17 protein-coding genes are annotated in these 16,173 nt (G+C 46.5%); 2 read left to right on the top strand and 15 right to left on the bottom strand.

Going from position 1 to position 16,173, the window contains the following annotated elements:
- Positions 1-16: 16 nt before the first annotated feature.
- The 7 genes from fabF to DN062_RS03780 all read right to left on the bottom strand — a co-directional run bounded on the left by fabF (position 17) and on the right by DN062_RS03780 (position 5,282).
- Positions 17-1,255 carry a beta-ketoacyl-ACP synthase II gene (gene fabF, locus DN062_RS03750; RefSeq protein WP_112157647.1) on the bottom strand — a complete coding sequence of 413 codons (1,239 nt, stop codon included), beginning with the start codon at positions 1,253-1,255 and terminating at the stop codon, positions 17-19.
- A gap of 95 nt (positions 1,256-1,350) precedes the next feature.
- A complete protein-coding gene (gene acpP / locus DN062_RS03755; RefSeq protein WP_010323864.1) occupies positions 1,351-1,584 on the bottom strand; it encodes an acyl carrier protein in 234 nt (77 codons plus the stop codon).
- Positions 1,585-1,752: 168 nt separating this feature from the next.
- Positions 1,753-2,496, bottom strand: coding sequence for a 3-oxoacyl-ACP reductase FabG (fabG, locus tag DN062_RS03760; RefSeq protein ID WP_112157649.1), 744 nt, complete (start codon positions 2,494-2,496; stop codon positions 1,753-1,755).
- Between the two features lie 18 nt (positions 2,497-2,514).
- Entirely contained in the window at positions 2,515-3,450 is a 936-nt protein-coding gene (gene fabD / locus DN062_RS03765) for an ACP S-malonyltransferase (RefSeq protein WP_112157650.1), read from the bottom strand.
- 75 nt (positions 3,451-3,525) lie between these two features.
- Positions 3,526-4,554 carry a phosphate acyltransferase PlsX gene (gene plsX / locus DN062_RS03770; RefSeq protein ID WP_239995684.1) on the bottom strand — a complete coding sequence of 343 codons (1,029 nt, stop codon included), beginning with the start codon at positions 4,552-4,554 and terminating at the stop codon, positions 3,526-3,528.
- 2 nt (positions 4,555-4,556) lie between these two features.
- Positions 4,557-4,739: a 50S ribosomal protein L32 gene (gene rpmF / locus DN062_RS03775; protein WP_036510167.1), complete on the bottom strand. Its 183-nt coding sequence runs from the start codon at positions 4,737-4,739 to the stop codon at positions 4,557-4,559.
- Between the two features lie 18 nt (positions 4,740-4,757).
- Positions 4,758-5,282 carry a YceD family protein gene (locus tag DN062_RS03780; RefSeq protein ID WP_112157651.1) on the bottom strand — a complete coding sequence of 175 codons (525 nt, stop codon included), beginning with the start codon at positions 5,280-5,282 and terminating at the stop codon, positions 4,758-4,760.
- Between the two features lie 115 nt (positions 5,283-5,397).
- Here DN062_RS03780 and DN062_RS03785 point away from each other — a divergent pair, with 115 nt between their 5' ends.
- Positions 5,398-5,979 (top strand): Maf family protein, encoded by a 582-nt coding sequence (locus tag DN062_RS03785; protein WP_112157653.1) that lies wholly within the window; start codon positions 5,398-5,400, stop codon positions 5,977-5,979.
- Positions 5,980-6,028: 49 nt separating this feature from the next.
- On the opposite strand, the gene sppA is transcribed toward DN062_RS03785, so the two are convergent.
- From sppA to ydiJ, 7 genes are all read right to left on the bottom strand, one after another.
- Positions 6,029-7,099: a signal peptide peptidase SppA gene (gene sppA, locus DN062_RS03790; RefSeq protein ID WP_112157655.1), complete on the bottom strand. Its 1,071-nt coding sequence runs from the start codon at positions 7,097-7,099 to the stop codon at positions 6,029-6,031.
- 12 nt (positions 7,100-7,111) lie between these two features.
- A complete protein-coding gene (locus DN062_RS03795) occupies positions 7,112-7,783 on the bottom strand; it encodes an HAD-IA family hydrolase (protein WP_112157657.1) in 672 nt (223 codons plus the stop codon).
- A gap of 22 nt (positions 7,784-7,805) precedes the next feature.
- A complete protein-coding gene (rnk, locus tag DN062_RS03800; RefSeq protein WP_112157659.1) occupies positions 7,806-8,192 on the bottom strand; it encodes a nucleoside diphosphate kinase regulator in 387 nt (128 codons plus the stop codon).
- 240 nt (positions 8,193-8,432) lie between these two features.
- A complete protein-coding gene (locus tag DN062_RS03805) occupies positions 8,433-8,822 on the bottom strand; it encodes a hypothetical protein (protein ID WP_112157661.1) in 390 nt (129 codons plus the stop codon).
- Between the two features lie 80 nt (positions 8,823-8,902).
- A complete protein-coding gene (locus tag DN062_RS03810) occupies positions 8,903-9,481 on the bottom strand; it encodes a DNA-J related domain-containing protein (protein WP_112157662.1) in 579 nt (192 codons plus the stop codon).
- Positions 9,482-9,538: 57 nt separating this feature from the next.
- On the bottom strand, positions 9,539-10,024 hold the full coding sequence (rraA, locus tag DN062_RS03815) for a ribonuclease E activity regulator RraA (RefSeq protein WP_112157664.1): 486 nt from the start codon (positions 10,022-10,024) through the stop codon (positions 9,539-9,541).
- Between the two features lie 63 nt (positions 10,025-10,087).
- Complete coding sequence (ydiJ, locus tag DN062_RS03820; protein WP_112157666.1) at positions 10,088-13,138, bottom strand: D-2-hydroxyglutarate dehydrogenase YdiJ; 3,051 nt, start codon at positions 13,136-13,138, stop codon at positions 10,088-10,090.
- A 214-nt stretch (positions 13,139-13,352) separates the two neighbouring features.
- On the opposite strand from ydiJ, the gene DN062_RS03825 reads away from it, so the two are divergent.
- Positions 13,353-14,474, top strand: coding sequence for a hypothetical protein (locus DN062_RS03825; protein ID WP_112157668.1), 1,122 nt, complete (start codon positions 13,353-13,355; stop codon positions 14,472-14,474).
- A gap of 51 nt (positions 14,475-14,525) precedes the next feature.
- Here DN062_RS03825 and pgm read toward each other — a convergent pair whose 3' ends face one another.
- Positions 14,526-16,148: a phosphoglucomutase (alpha-D-glucose-1,6-bisphosphate-dependent) gene (pgm, locus tag DN062_RS03830; RefSeq protein WP_275668099.1), complete on the bottom strand. Its 1,623-nt coding sequence runs from the start codon at positions 16,146-16,148 to the stop codon at positions 14,526-14,528.
- Positions 16,149-16,173: the final 25 nt, after the last annotated feature.

Genomic DNA, 16,173 nt, shown 5'->3' on the forward strand with positions numbered 1-16,173 from the left:
GGATAGCGACGTGAACCTAGAGTTTTTTAAAGATTAAAGTGCCGTTGGTTCCACCGAAACCAAACGAGTTGGACATTGCTGCCTCAATTTTGCAAGGCTGCGCATGGTGAGCAACATAGTTTAGATCGCAACCTTTGGATGGATTGTCCAGGTTTATTGTCGGCGGTGCGACTTGATCACGGAGCGCCAAAACTGAAAATGCCGCTTCCACAGCTCCTGCTGCACCCAATAAATGGCCAATCATCGACTTTGTTGAACTCATACGGACTTGATCTGCGAACGAACCTAAGACACGCTTAGCTGCATTCGATTCAGCAATATCACCCGCAGGAGTCGAGGTGCCATGAGCATTGATATAATGAATAGCGTCCGCATTTAAGCCTGCATCGCGAATAGCATTGTTCATCGACAAGGCTGCACCCGAACCATCTTCAGGAGGAGCAGTCATGTGGAAGGCATCATCACTCATTCCGAAACCGGCTATCTCACAGTAAATGTGAGCGCGGCGCGCCTTAGCATGCTCGTACTCTTCAAGAACCAAAATACCCGCACCTTCTCCCAATACAAATCCATCACGGTCTCTGTCCCATGGACGACTCGCCGCTTCCGGATTGTCATTACGAGTGGACAAGGCACGCGCAGCTGAAAAGCCCGCAACACCTAAAGGCGTTGTTGCCATCTCTGCACCACCCGCAAACATGACATCAGCATCTCCATACTGGATCATACGCATAGCATGACCAATATTATGCGTTCCTGATGTACAAGCTGTTGTAATGGCGATATTAGGACCTTTAAGGCCAAACTTGATTGCCAAATTACCAGCAATCATATTAATAATGCTACCAGGAACAAAAAAAGGTGACACGCGTCGTGGACCAGATGCGTTCAAGACATTATGTGTCTCTTCAATCATCGGCAAACCACCGATGCCCGACCCTATAGCACAACCTATGCGTCCAGCATTTTCATCAGTTACTTCTAGACCTGAATCTTCAAAGGCTTGAATGGCCGCAACCATGCCATATTGAATAAACAAATCCATTTTACGTGCTTCCTTCACGTTCATGTAAGGCGATAAGTCAAAATTCTTAACAGATGCGGAAAAGCGGGTATTAAAGGCTGAGGCATCAAAATGACTGATGTGCTGCGCACCACTTTTCCCGGCTAGAATATTGTCCCACGTATCCTTAACAGTGTTACCGACGGGGGTCAACAGACCTAGCCCGGTGACAACCACTCTTTTGCGAGACATGAGATCCTCCAGAAATTCCGGCTATTAATAGAAAAGCCGCACTATACAGCAAATATAGATGCGGCTTTTCGGCTAAACCTTGCGGGATAGATTACTTACTGATGCGCGTTGATGTAATCGATCGCTAGCTGAACAGTGGTAATTTTTTCTGCTTCCTCATCAGGAATCTCAGTTTCAAATTCCTCTTCCAGTGCCATCACTAGCTCAACAGTATCGAGCGAGTCAGCGCCCAGGTCTTCGACAAAAGAAGCACTGTTCACGACTTCTTCTTCTTTTACACCCAGCTGCTCTGCGATGATTTTCTTAACGCGCTCTTCAATATTACTCATATCTCTTCCTATTTAACTTTATGACACCATCACATCCCAAGATGCGAGACGCAATTTTATTAGAACCGATAACACTCTAGCAAGCGTGTCGACGGATTTAGTTATTGCTGATCGACAATTATCAACATCTGTACACAAAAAACAATTCTTTAACGCGAATAATGTACATCAAGACATGTACATGCCACCATTGACATGAATCGTCTCACCTGTTACGTAACTCCCACCCTCGCCCGCTAAGAAGCCAACAACCGATGCGATTTCATTGGGTTGACCCAGTCGCGCCATAGGGATCTGTGCCTGAAGAGTGGCTTTGTGCTCTTCGGCCAATCCCGATGTCATATCTGTATCTATAAAGCCAGGCGCTACACAGTTAACCGTAATATTACGAGAACCTATTTCTCTGGCCAACGCTCGAGAAAAGCCCTCTAGACCTGCTTTAGCAGCCGCGTAATTCGCCTGACCTGCATTCCCCATTGAACCAACGACAGAGCTGATGCTGATTATACGTCCCCAGCGCGCTTTAGTCATGCCACGCAAGCAACCTTTTACTAAGCGATAACTAGAACTTAAGTTGGTATTGATGACCGAATCCCACTCGTCGCTCTTCATGCGAAGCATGATATTATCACGAGTAATACCCGCATTATTCACTAAAATCTCAATAACACCAAACTCATCGGCAATGCTCTTCAGGACGGCATCGACTGAGTCAGCAGACGCCACATCCAATACAAGCCCACGCCCGTTATTCCCTGATGCAGAAAGATAGGCACTAATTGCATCGGCACCTTGCTCACTGGTAGCCGTTCCGACTACGATCGCACCTTGAGCTGCTAAATTTTCAGCAATCGCTTTACCTATACCACGGGTTGCGCCAGTAACCAGCGCGACTTTACCTTCAATACTCATAAGACTTCCTGACAATCTTTATAAACTGAGTGCTTTTTCAAGACCCGCCACATCACAGATTGAAACCACCTCAAGTGACCGATCAATTTTCTTATTAAGTCCACACAGCACTTTACCAGGGCCACATTCAATTAATGCGGTTACTCCCATCTCGGACATTCGCTGAACTGAAGCCGTCCACAATACAGGATTATACAGTTGCGACAAGACATTCTTCTGCAAAACCACTAGATCTTCAGCTATATTTGCATCAACATTTTGTACGATCGGTAAGTTCGGCGTTAAGAAATTTAAACGCTCGAAGGAGGCAGCCAATTCAACAGCCGCTGGCTTCATCAACTCACAATGAGAGGGGACACTGACAGGCAGCGCAATTGCTCGCTTTGCACCTGACTCTTTACAAGCAAGAATCCCACGCTCAACAGCTGACTTCTCACCCGCAATCACAACTTGACCCGGACAATTGAAGTTAACTGGCGCGACGACACCACCCTCCTTAGCGGCCTCTAAGCATGCCAATCTCACCGCTTCATCATCAAGCCCCAAAATTGCGGCCATGGCACCTGCACCCGGTGCAACAGCTTGCTGCATGAGCTCACCACGACGACGAACCAACAATACACCCTCTTCCAAGGTTAAAGCACCTGCGCACACCAGAGCGGAATACTCACCTAGACTGTGCCCAGCGAACACAACAGGCTTTACTTCGCTTAACTGGGTCCATAGGCGCCACAAAGCCACGCTGGCGGTCAATAACGCTGGCTGTGTATTTTCAGTCGCATTTAGTACTGACTCTTCACCGCTTTGCACCATAGCCCACAGATCAAACCCAAGCGCTTCCGATGACTGAGCAAAGGTTTCTTGAATAATAGGATAAAGAGCGGCCAACTCTGACAACATTCCAAGCTGTTGAGACCCCTGCCCTGGAAAAACAAAACCCAGCGTATTAGACATATATTCCTCTTATCACCCACCACTGCCGACATAAGATCGACACGATTAACCGACTATTCTACACCTTACGACAGGCTATTCTCTAGATAACTGACCCAATTGCGAGGCAATTGTATCACGGATACGTCCCGGCACATCAGTATGAATATCCTGGACGGCCTGAGAAATTGCACAAACAAAGTGATCTTGGTTTGCACCACCATGACTTTTAATAACAATACCTTGCAAGCCCAAAAAAGCAGCCCCATTACGACGGCCCGGATCAATCTGCTGCTGCAACTCTTTTAGGACGGGGCGCGCCAACCAACCTAGCATACGCCGATATATATTCTGAGAGAAATTGATTCGGAGTTTAGCCGCAATAAAACGTGCCAAACCTTCAGAGCTTTTTAAGGCAATATTACCCGTAAAACCATCACACACAATGACATCTGCACAATGATCAAATACTGAGTCTGCCTCAATAAAGCCGATGTAATTCAATTGAGGCTGCACCTTAAGTCGCTCTGCCGCCAAGCGCACCTGCTCATTACCCTTATAGGTTTCGGTGCCTATATTTAACAAGGCAACGCGGGGGCGCTCAATGCCTTCTACTGCCTTCACCATCCCGGAACCCATTAAAGCAAATTGCAATAAATGCTCAGCACTGCAATCCACATTCGCGCCCAAATCCAAGAGATAACAACACCCCTCAGACGTTGGAACAGCACTAATAATGGCCGGACGATCAACCCCCGGCAACATTCCCAATGTTTTTCGGGAAAGCGCCATTAAGGCACCGGTATTTCCAGCACTCACGCAGGCAGAGACCGCCCCCTCATTCACCATCTGCAGGGCTTTTGCCATTGAGGAATTCTGACGATGTCGGAGTGCATAAGATGGCTTATCATCCATCGAAACAAAATCTTGACAATCAATGACTGTGAGACGTTTTAACGAAACATTAGAATTAGCCAGCAAAGGATCTATTAAAGACGACTGACCAATTAAGTAGATATGCAGCTCAGGATGGAGTGCGAGGGCTTCAAGACAGGCAGGGACAGTGATGCGGGGACCGAAGTCCCCGCCCATTGTATCAACAGCGATACTCAGTTTTAGAACCAAGCTTACTCGTCGTCTTGCTTGGTAATAACCTGACGACCACGGTAGAAGCCATCAGCACTTACGTGGTGACGACGGTGTGTTTCGCCGGTAGTTGCATCAACTGCCAAAGTAGGACCCGTCAACGCATCGTGCGAGCGACGCATGTCGCGTCTTGAACGGGATTTTTTGTTCTGCTGTACTGCCATGGTAATAAAACTCCTGGTTTAACTCTTGTCAGCCTTGTTTTTTAACTGGGCTAACACACTAAAAGGGTTAGGTTTTTGTTGCTCTGGACTAACGGTCTCGGCCTCACCAAATGACATCTGCACACTGCAATCATGATGCAAAGGCACAGAAGGCAGCCCCAGAATTAATTCATCTTCAACCAAAGCAATTAGATCTGCATCTTCATCTAGCATAAGAAGCGGATCATAATAACCCGGTAAGTTTCTGGCCTGCTCCTCATTGAGGACCACAGCAAGGCAGATCTCTTCATCAAGATCCAGTGCAACCGGTTCGAGGCAGCGCTGACAGGTCATAAATACTTTGGCCTGAACACTTCCTTTCACTGTTCGCAAATACTGTTCATCCGTTGAGAAATTCAACTCAGCCTGAGCCGTACCTGCTTCTTGACATAAAAAAGAAACAAGACGGGGCATCGCTGAAAAATCAACGCTGCCAGTAATTTGCGCTTCCCGCTCAGCAAGCTTACGCGGGTCTGCTTTTTTGGGTAATTGACCGTTCGACATAAGCGCGCAATTCTAGGCACTGAACGCCTTCGTGTCAAAGGGATTCAGGGCTTTCATTCAATTAAATTGTGTTTATCATATTAATGTTGGTTATTTTATCAAAAAAAGGCTCTTTATGAATAGAAACATCGTGCTTGCCTCTAGTTCACCTTACCGAAAAGCGTTACTTGATAAGCTAGGATTCGCTTATCGTTGCAGAAAGCCCGATGTAGACGAAACACCCTTCGCAAACGAATCGGCTGAAATGCTGGTCGCAAGGCTGTCGGCGTCCAAAGCAGAAGTACTCGCCTCTTTGTATCCAGACACCTTAATTATCGGCTCTGATCAAGTCGCGACGATCGATGGTGACATCTTGGGAAAACCTGGATCGAAAAACAATGCCGCTGAACAGCTAAAGCGCTTATCAGGCCGCTGCGTGCAGTTCTTAACTGGCCTATCCTTACACAATACGACGACAGGCATCACACAAACGGAAGTCGTGCCTTTTAATGTGCACTTTAGACAGCTCACACCCTCCATGATCGACCGATACCTTGAACGAGAACAGCCATTTGATTGCGCAGGTAGCTTTAAATCTGAAGGATTGGGAATTGTTTTATTTGATAGACTCGAAGGCGATGACCCCAATACGCTCATTGGGCTCCCTCTTATTCGCTTGGCACGAATGCTTGAAAACGAAGGCGTCGAGATTCTTTGAGATGTCTCGCCCATATGGGCGAGACTCTACAACAACGAACCTAAGGCCATTAGTTCAATTGAGGTACCAATTGAACACTCAACTGCTGACTCAAGTGCTTGGCAATCGAAAGCCCAAGGCGATCAAACACTCGATCAAATGGCGATGGCTGATGCGTATAATTAACCATATGCGGAACATTTACGACCTCTCGAGCAACGTAACTACTGCTACCAAGACCGTCTATCAATCCCAACTCTAAGGCTTGCTCACCACTCCAGATAAAACCGGTATACAATTGAGACGTATCGACCAATCGATCTCCGCGCCCCTCTTCAACCACAGCAATAAACTGTCGATGGGTTGTATCCAAAACCGTTTGCCAGAAGGCTTTATCGTCTTCTTTCAGGGGACTAAACGGATCTAAAAAGGCCTTATTTTCACCCGCCGTCAAAGTTCTCCGCTCGATTCCCATACGCTCAATCAGATCAGTAAAACCGAAGCCTGAGGATGTCACCCCAATAGAACCCACTAAGCTTGCCTTATCCGCATAAATTTCATCTGCCGCAACCGCAATATAGTAGCCACCCGATGCGCCCAAATCGGTGATCACAGCATAGACTTTTTTATCCGGATGCAACGCACGCAAGCGTTTAATTTCGTCATTGATATACCCTGCTTGAACTGGGCTACCTCCAGGACTGTTTATACGCAGAATAACCGCCCGACTTTGGCTGGCTGAAAACGCATTGCGCAGGGCCGTTACCACATTGTCTGCGCTGGCATCGGCACCGTCAGCAATCACTCCAGACACCTCAATGAGCGCTACATGCTCTTTTCGTTCTACACTATCTTTAGCGCCTGAAAAGTCTTTGCTGATAAAAAAGATAGCCAAGAGTGCCAACAAATAGCTAAACGTTAAAAGTTTAAAGAAAATTCCCCAACGCCTTGAACGACGCTGCTCAACATTCAGAGATGACACGATTTTTTCAATCAAACGCCACTCTTTACTATTCGTATCCACGGCTGCTTTTTCTAAGGTTTTTTCCAGCTTTACATCTGGCTTAGCCTCTGCGAATGCTTTGTCCAAAGTCTCTGCTCTAGACTGCTGATCTGGATCATCCCAATGATTATTGCTCACGTAAATCTCCTTTTAACTTTTAACCGACACGGCTGGCGCCAATCCATCCAGCCACTTCTCTAAATCAGGGAAATGATGAATTTCCTTTACCGGGCCTAAAACCGTCAAGCGATCAATATGATGGGCGCCATAGCTTACCGCGACCGTATCAATGCCAGCATTATTCCCCATCAGCAGATCGTATTCCGTATCACCGATCATTAAGGCTTTTTTACGATCGACACCGGTCAACCAGATGATCTCATCAAGCATATGAGGATCGGGTTTTGATGTCGTTTCATCAGCACACTTCGACACTTCAAAAAGCGCACCTAATCCGGTTTCAGCAAAGACACGATCCAAACCTCTGCGACTTTTGCCTGTTGCAACGGCTAGGCGATACCCCTTCGCCTGCAAACGCTCAAGCGTCTCGCGGACACCAGGGAACAAATGCGTCTTAGTTGGATCCGCCTGCATAAAACGTTGAGCATAGGCTATACGCATTTTCTCGACAAACACATGATCCGCATCCGGAAATATGCGCATAATTGCCTCAGGAAGCCCAAGCCCAATAATATTCCTGACGGTCTCATCGTGGGGTGGTTCAACCCCTACTTCTTGAGCGGCAGCTTGCATGCAGGAAATGATTAACGCTTCCGAATCTATGATTGTTCCGTCCCAGTCAAAAATAAGCAATTCGTACACTGCAAACTCCAAACTATTTCAATTAAGAATTTTCAACCTGAATAATTTTAACATGACGATGGTGTGCATCAGGCAAGGTCCAGTCTATTTTTTGTCCGACAGACAAACCTAACAGCGCACTTCCAATAGGCGCGAAAATAGACAAAGTTTCTGTGCGCCCATTAATTTCATGAGGGTAACACAGGGTCAAATGGAATTGCTTACCGCTCTCTTCAACCTCAAACGTGACTGTTGAATTCATTCGAACGACGTCAGCAGGCATCGCATCTGCAGGCAACACTTCAGCTCGAGCTAGCTCAGAACGTAAGCCATCAAAGCTTTTATCATCACGATACGGCTTTTTATCTAACAATCCCTCAAGTCTATCAACATCTAACTCAGACACTTTAATCGGGGGCAACTCAGACATGTCTTAAAACTCCAAAAAATAAAAACTCGACTTCCAAGACGAAAAGTCGAGCTCACTCATCAATACAAAATTAAACCGGCACTTCGCCAATACTGAAGATATCGCTGAAAGGATATGCGTAGGCTGATTGCAGTGTAGTTGTTATAAACCCAAACACATTAAGATTGTGCCAGAGAAGCACCACTTAATGAAGTGCAATTACCGAATTTAACCATCGATATGTTTTTAAGACACGAAACTCTAGCGTAAACGCTCTATTTCTTGCTTGAGCGATACAATCGATTCAGGTACCAACGTAATACGGACGGGCTCGCCCTGCGCATCTAGCAATACCATTGCCCCATCAAAAACATCATGAAGTGCTGCAAAGGATTTTCCGTCTGGCGTGCCTAAGTCGGCGACTCTAAATTTGATATCACTTTCAAATACAGCCCGAACTTGATTCAAACGTTCCATGGCCTCCATTCCTGCGGGCATATAGCTTTCATGCACCAAAACAACAACAGGCTTACCTTCACCAATCACGGACAGGTCTGTTGAAAAGGGCTTAACCACCAAATAGGTCAGGACAAGCCAGCCCAAGAAAACCACACTTACCAAAAAAACCAGCACTTTAATGGACTTGGCCATATTCACTCCTCATTACTCTTTATTGACTGCATATGAACACACAACGACTTGGAGGTTCCCAAATATGATGAAATTTGAAATTAAAGACATTTTGTGAGGTAGTTTTTTGCCCAAGAAAGATTTTTAAACTGCTCAGCATCACCCCCGCGATCAGGATGAAGAGCCATCGCTTGTTGTCGCCAGGCTTTTCGAATCATGGATTCGCTTGCATCTTGCTCTAAACCTAAAATCGATAACGCCTTTTGCCGCTCACCTGCCTGAGCGGGTTGACCTAAACCGCGCCAAAAACTATGCAGCAATCGCTCGACATCCTCAGCTTCTGTTTTCGCAAGCTCATCGAGATCCAAATAATACGCACGCAAGGGGTCATTGAATGCAAGTGCAGCATCACCTTGCACATAGGGACGCAATTGAATCGATAAGGTATGAATCGACAGACAGCCCTTGCCCTCGTCATGCCACTCATCTCGCAATCGATAAAGATGATGAAATAACAAAAAATGGGTTTGAAAAAGCTTCAAACTATCGGTAAAAGTATCGGGCTCTAAATAAATGAGATTTTCAGACTGAAGCGATTTCAATAAGGCAAACTCACTCATCCCCTGCGGATTGGCTTCTAAGATACGAACAATGGCGCTTATACGCTCGGAATGAGACAAACTCTGCCTCCAGAAAGATAGCAGAGCCTGCTTAGACCTGGCTCTGCTGAGTGAATATCATGCAGGGGTCAAGGATTTTGGCGACACCAACACACCATTATTATCGGCATAAACATACTGACCCGGCACAAAGGTCACACCACCGAAAGTGACAGGAATATTCAATTCACCGACCCCTTTTTTATCTGTTTTCATAGGATGGGAGCCCAATGCTTGCACGCCGACATCTAACTGACTGATGGCATTAACATCACGAATGCATCCATAAATGATCAGACCCTCCCAACCATTTTTTTCAGCTTTTTCGGCCAACATATCGCCAAGCATGGCTTTTCGCATTGATCCACCACCATCAACGACCAGCACCTTACCCGCTCCAGGTAACGCAACCTGCTCACGCACTAATGAATTATCTTCGAAGGCTTTAATCGTAACGATTTCGCCACCAAAAATTTCTCGTCCACCAAAGCTTGCGAACATAGGCTCCACCACTTGTACCAAATCTGGGTACTGGTCACACAATTCAGGCAATAAATCGATCATGCATATCTCCTATTTAAAAAACCAAAACTACAAATAGTGTCGCGCATTTATGCTGCGAATGCATTACAACTTTTGCAGAACAGCCAATAGCGCTTGAGCCGGATGCAGCAAGGATTGGTGATCTAGACGCTTAACCTGCGAACGGCAGGAATAACCTGTTGCTAACAAAGTAGACTCAGCGTCCGGCTTATTGACAACTTCACTCCAACTCAAACTGTAAATTTGTCTAGATAAACGATAGTTCTCCGTCTCGTGGCCAAAGGTTCCAGCCATCCCGCAACAGCCAACGGAAACGACATCCAAGGTTTGCCCGAGCGCTTGAAAAATAGTCTGCCACTGACGAATTGAAGGCGCAGCTGACGTTTTTTCCGTACAGTGTGGCATCAGTTTAAAATGCTTTTGCGGTAAATCAGCTTTGAAGGACACAGAGCCCAGCGCATCGGCAAGCCACTCCTGTATCAACTGAACCTTGGGCAGCGTATCGCTCACATCTTTATACTCAGATCGATAGGTGAGCGTCATAGAAGGATCGATACCTACTAAAGGAACACCTGTCGCTTCTAACTGCTGCAAAACCTCTAGATTTCGCTCTGCAATTTTGGCAAAAGCACCCATAAAGCCATGCACATGCAAAGGCTTACCATTCGGCATGAAGGGAGCAACCAGCACATTAAAACCAAGCCGGCCAAGCAAATCAATCACATCCAACACCAAGGCTGTTTCGAAATAACTCGTAAACGCATCCTGAACAATAATAACTGAACGCTGACGCTGATAATCGCTTAAGCTTTCAATTATTGAAGGTGTCGCCCACTCAATTCCTCGTTCTTCTACACCCTTTCGAAGCGTGTGCGTACACAACAAAGGACTGTCCACCATGCCTATTTTTTTGATCACGGCACGGCCTAAGCCATTTTTCATCAGCCAATTATAAGGCTGAGGAAAACGAGACAGCGTTGGTACCATAAACTCAAGACTTGCGACCATATAGTCTTTTAGGGGCCTTAAATAGCGACCGTAGTAGACCTCAAGAAAACGGGCACGAAAATCCGGCACATTCACTTTGATTGGGCACTGACCAACGCAAGACTTACAGGCCAGGCAGCCCATCATCGCCTCATGGACTTCATGAGAGAAATCATACTCGCCTTTACGCTTTTTCAAGGTGTTTTTGATTCTCGTTGGCAAGGCTTTAATAAAGCTTGCCTTTCTCACTGCCTGGGCAGCTTCATTCACATCCACGCCCTTCACTGACATCACCCGCAGCCACTCTCTTACCAAAGAGGCACGCCCTTTGGGTGAGTGAATTCTCTGACGTGTTCCTTTCCAAGACGGACACATGGCATCATTCGGATCATAGTTATAGCAAGCCCCATTACCATTGCAATTCATGGCTGAGTCGTAGGTTTCACGAACGGCCAACGGAATGTGGCGATCGTGCTGCCCACGCGTAGGGACTTCATCAATTTTAAGCAGCTCAGCTCCTAATAAGAGCGGAGTGGCAATTTTGCCAGGATTAAGTTGGTTTCGAGGGTCAAACGCTGCCTTTACCCGCTGTACTTCTGGGTAAAGCTCACCAAAAAACTCAGGGGCGTATTCCGAACGAACGCCCTTGCCATGTTCGCCCCAGAGCAGGCCTTTATACTGCTGAGTCAGACGCACAACTTCATCGGTAACCTTTCTGATTAAACCTTCTTGCGCTTCATCTTTCATATCGATTGCGGGGCGCACGTGCAACACACCCGCATCAACGTGACCAAACATACCATAGGCTAAGCCGTGATCATCCAAAACTTTACGAAAATCCATGATAAAGTCAGCCAGGTTTTCAGGCGGTACAGCCGTGTCTTCAACAAATGGAATTGGTCGTTTTTGCCCTTTCGCATTGCCTAGCAAGCCAACGGCTTTTTTACGCATGGCCCAAACTTTATTAATTTCCGTCGAACCATACACAACCGAAAAACCAAAACTTTTTGTTGGCTGACCGCTCACTTCACGCAAATGCGTTGTTAACTTTTCAACCTTTTGACGCAAAAGCGCTTCGTCATCGCCTGTGTATTCAATCAGATTAATTCCCTGAATTGTTGGCTCATGCTCTTCTTGAGGAAAGTAGGCCCGAACCGTGTCCCAAACAATATCACCCATGGCAAGGTTCAATACTTTTGAGTCGATGGTCTCAATGGAGGTTGGCCCCCACTCCATTAGCGCCTTGGCATCGCGCAAAGACGCCTCAAAACTGTCGTATTTTACGTTTACCAAAGCGGAGTACTTAGGAATAGGCAAAACATTGAGCTTTGCTTCAGAAATAAAAGCTAAGGACCCTTCAGCGCCACACAGGATAGAATTCAAATTAAAACGACCGGACTCGTCACGAATATGAGCCAAATCATAGCCCGTCAGACAGCGGTTAAGTTTTGGAAACTTTTCATTAATTAGATCTTTATGCTCTGCGTACAAATCATCCAACATGCGATGCACATCGGCAACACGCCCAGGCTGCTGCTTGATACTTTCCAATTCATCGTCTGACAAAGCCTTAGACAACCAACGCTCACCACCCAACCATACGCTTTCAAGCTCAAGGACGTGATCTCGGGTTTTGCCATAGAGCACAGAGCCTTGGCCGCTGGCATCGGTATTGATCATCCCACCAATGGTCGCTCGATTACTGGTTGACAACTCAGGAGCAAAGAACAATCCATACGGTTTCAAGGCTGCATTTAATTGGTCTTTGACTACACCCGCTTGCACACGAACCCAACGCTGATCAGGATTGATCTGGATGATACGATTCATATACTTAGAGCAGTCAACCACCAAACCATCGGTTAAAGACTGCCCATTAGTGCCAGTACCGCCGCCACGAGCACTTAATACAATGCTTTGAAAATGGGGTTCCGCCGCAAGTCTTGCCAGATAAATCAGGTCTTGTGCATTACGTGGATAAATGACCCCTTGTGGCAACACTTGATAAATACTGTTGTCCGTCGCTAACACAACTCGGTGCGCATACTCAGGATTTAGGTCACCTTGAAAGCCACGCGTTTTTAGTGTCTCGATAAACTCAAGATATAGACGTTGTGTAGGATTAATATCGGCAACTCTTGGAATCATTAGACAGCCCTGATAGAACCTAGAAAAAATAAGTTTAATGATCCCGCATTCAACGATTGGGATCAAATGCAAATTATTGATGCAGACATCAGAAATAACTATGTCAGCCTCTGTTAAGCTTCACTTCGGCACACTAGATCCCTGTTCGAAGCACGTTTGTATCTGTACACTGCCCTTTGCTTTTTGAGCGAATTATTTTGAGGCCAACTGCATTATGCGAAACACTTTTTTAAAATCTTTAGGTTACATCACCTTCTCGACAAGCCTTGTCTTTGCGGGTCTGGCACACTCAGCACCCAGCTTTCAATCCGCCCAACCCTTGTCGGCTGGCGCTTGGCCTAATCATAGCCAGGATCTGTGCGCCGTTGCCAATGAAACGTTAAAATATTTAAAGCAAGGCCCAAGCTACGACCCACAAGCCATTCATGGCGGAACAGTGGATGGTATAAAAGTGCCCGTGCATCGCATCCAAGATACCTTGGCATTTATTTGCCAGGTCTATCAAGAAGACTTAGCAACAGGTGCATCACGACTCACAGATCCTGATTTTATCAACTCAGCATTTGAACGGGTCCAATGGCTACCGGATCAAGCCAAGGCAAAAAGTCTAAGCCAAGACAAGCCTTTATTGCAGCGCCTACCTTCCGACCAATTGTTGCTAACAAAGTATTATGTGCGCATGGCGGACGGCTTTCCAGCCAAAACGGCTCAGTCTCCTCATGCCTTATACGGCCTTCCGTTTGATGAGGCTCACTTAAGCCTTGAAGAAGCCGACGCACGCAAGGATCAGATCACACGATATCGATTTGGCAAACAAGCCGTTCTTAAAGGTGCTCTGGAAACACAACCTGCTCTGGCTCCCCCACTTATTTGGCTGAGCCGTGCTGATCTTGAAGGTGCATTGCTGCAAGGAACCGCTGTTTTAGAAGCCGAAAATCAGCGCCGATATTTTAACGTGCACCGCAACAATGGCATTGCATACGACCGCACACAAAAACCTGAAGATCAAGAACGCTATTGGTACTTTAAAGAAGTCCCTGGTGTGCTTGGATATGGAAAGGATGCGGACTATAAAATTCCAGTCAAACCGAAAGTAACCGTCGCCGGCGACATTTTTCAACTGGGATTGGGGCGCGTGGTATTATTGCAAACCACTGAGCATGGCCAACCCACCTTCAGGCTGACTGTTTTGGCAGACACAGGTGGAGCTTTTCACGACAACCTTTACCAGCTTGATTGGTTAAGTGGCTACTTCCGCGACTGGGACCACTACTACGAAAACAACCGACATATTGCAGACTACGCCAAAACCTGGCTACTTTTGAAAAAAGAGTAAACCAATGTAAGGCTCAGCACTCTGTGCTGAGCCTTACAGTACAGCCTTTGTTTATACGCCTTGCGATGCAAACACCTCTGAAACCAAAGCTTGCGCCTCAACTAACAAGGTATATAAATGCGCTTGGCTTTTGAAACTTTCAGCGTAAATTTTATACAACGCCTCTGTGCCACTAGGACGAGCCGCAAACCAACCCGCCTCCGTAACAACCTTCAACCCACCGATAGATGCACCATTCCCGGGAGCATTGACATAGCGTGCAATAATTTCATCTCCAGCTAACTTGGATTGAGTCACACTATTGGGATTCAACGCCGCCAGAATGGATTTCTGTTCAGTCGATGCCGGAGCATCGATACGACGGTAATAAGGCCGACCATACGCCTGTGTCAGCTCCTCATAATATTGATGAGGTGTTTTGCCTGTCACCGCAAGAATTTCAGCCGCCAACAGAGAAGGAATAATGCCGTCTTTATCGGTACACCACACCTGACCACTGCGAGTCAAAAAGTTTGCCCCAGCGCTTTCTTCACCGCCAAAGCCTAGGCGCCCATTGAATAAGCCTTCAACAAACCATTTGAAACCAACGGGTACTTCATAGAGTGTACGCCCACGACCCGCCACAACCTTATCAATGATTGACGAGGAAACGAGCGTCTTACCTATTGCTATGTCATTGGACCACTCTGGTCGATGGGTCAATAAGTAATCAATACAAACAGCCAAGAAATGGTTAGGGTTCATTAAGCCATCGGGACCCACAATCCCATGACGATCAGCATCTGGATCATTCGCAAAGGCTAGCTGGAAACGATCCTTGATGTTTAGCAAGTTGGCCATAGCCGCCGTGCTTGAACAATCCATGCGGATTTTGCCATCGTGATCAGGCGGCATGAATGCAAAATCAGGTGATTGATCTTCATTCACAATGGAAAGATTTAGCTCAAAGGTTTTAGCAATTTCCTGCCAAACTTCAAGTGCCGAACCACCCATAGGGTCGACACCCAAGGTCAAATTAGCCGACTTGATTGATTCAATATCAATGACTTGCGAAAGGTCTTTAATGTATGAATTAACGTAATCAAAGGCTTCAGCTTTTGCCGTTGCTTCGGCTTGATCAACGCGCAAGACCCCCAATAGATTCTCTTCAAGGTACTGATTGGCACGTTGTTCAATCCAACGGGTTACTTCTGCCGCGGCAGGTCCACCGTCGGCGGCGTTATACTTTATACCGCCATCTTCTGGCGGGTTATGAGAAGGTGTAATGATTAAGCCATCCGACAGCGCATCGGGGTACTGTTGATTATGAACAATGATGGCTCTAGACACCAAGGGCGTGGGTACAAATGCATTTTGAGGGTGAACACGCACTTTGATGCCATTTGCCACCAGCACCTGTAGCGCTGATGCATGAGCTGGCCCTGACAAGGCATGCGTATCCATACCTAAATACAAAGGACCTGAAAAGCCCTGCTCCATTCGATAATCCGCAACGGCTTGGCATATTGCTAAAATATGATGCTCGTTGAAGGATGCCTTCAATGCAGAACCACGATGACCAGAGGTTCCAAACGCCACTCGTTGATCGGCAAGATTTGGATTGGGAATAACGTCGACATATGCGTTGAGTAACGCCTGAATATCCATGCTTGACACGCTTTTCTTCCTTTGGATTGAGCTTGAGTAGAAATATTAAGAA

The sequence above is a fragment of the Nitrincola tibetensis genome, assembly GCF_003284585.1.
In the GTDB taxonomy this organism is placed as follows: domain Bacteria; phylum Pseudomonadota; class Gammaproteobacteria; order Pseudomonadales; family Balneatricaceae; genus Nitrincola; species Nitrincola tibetensis.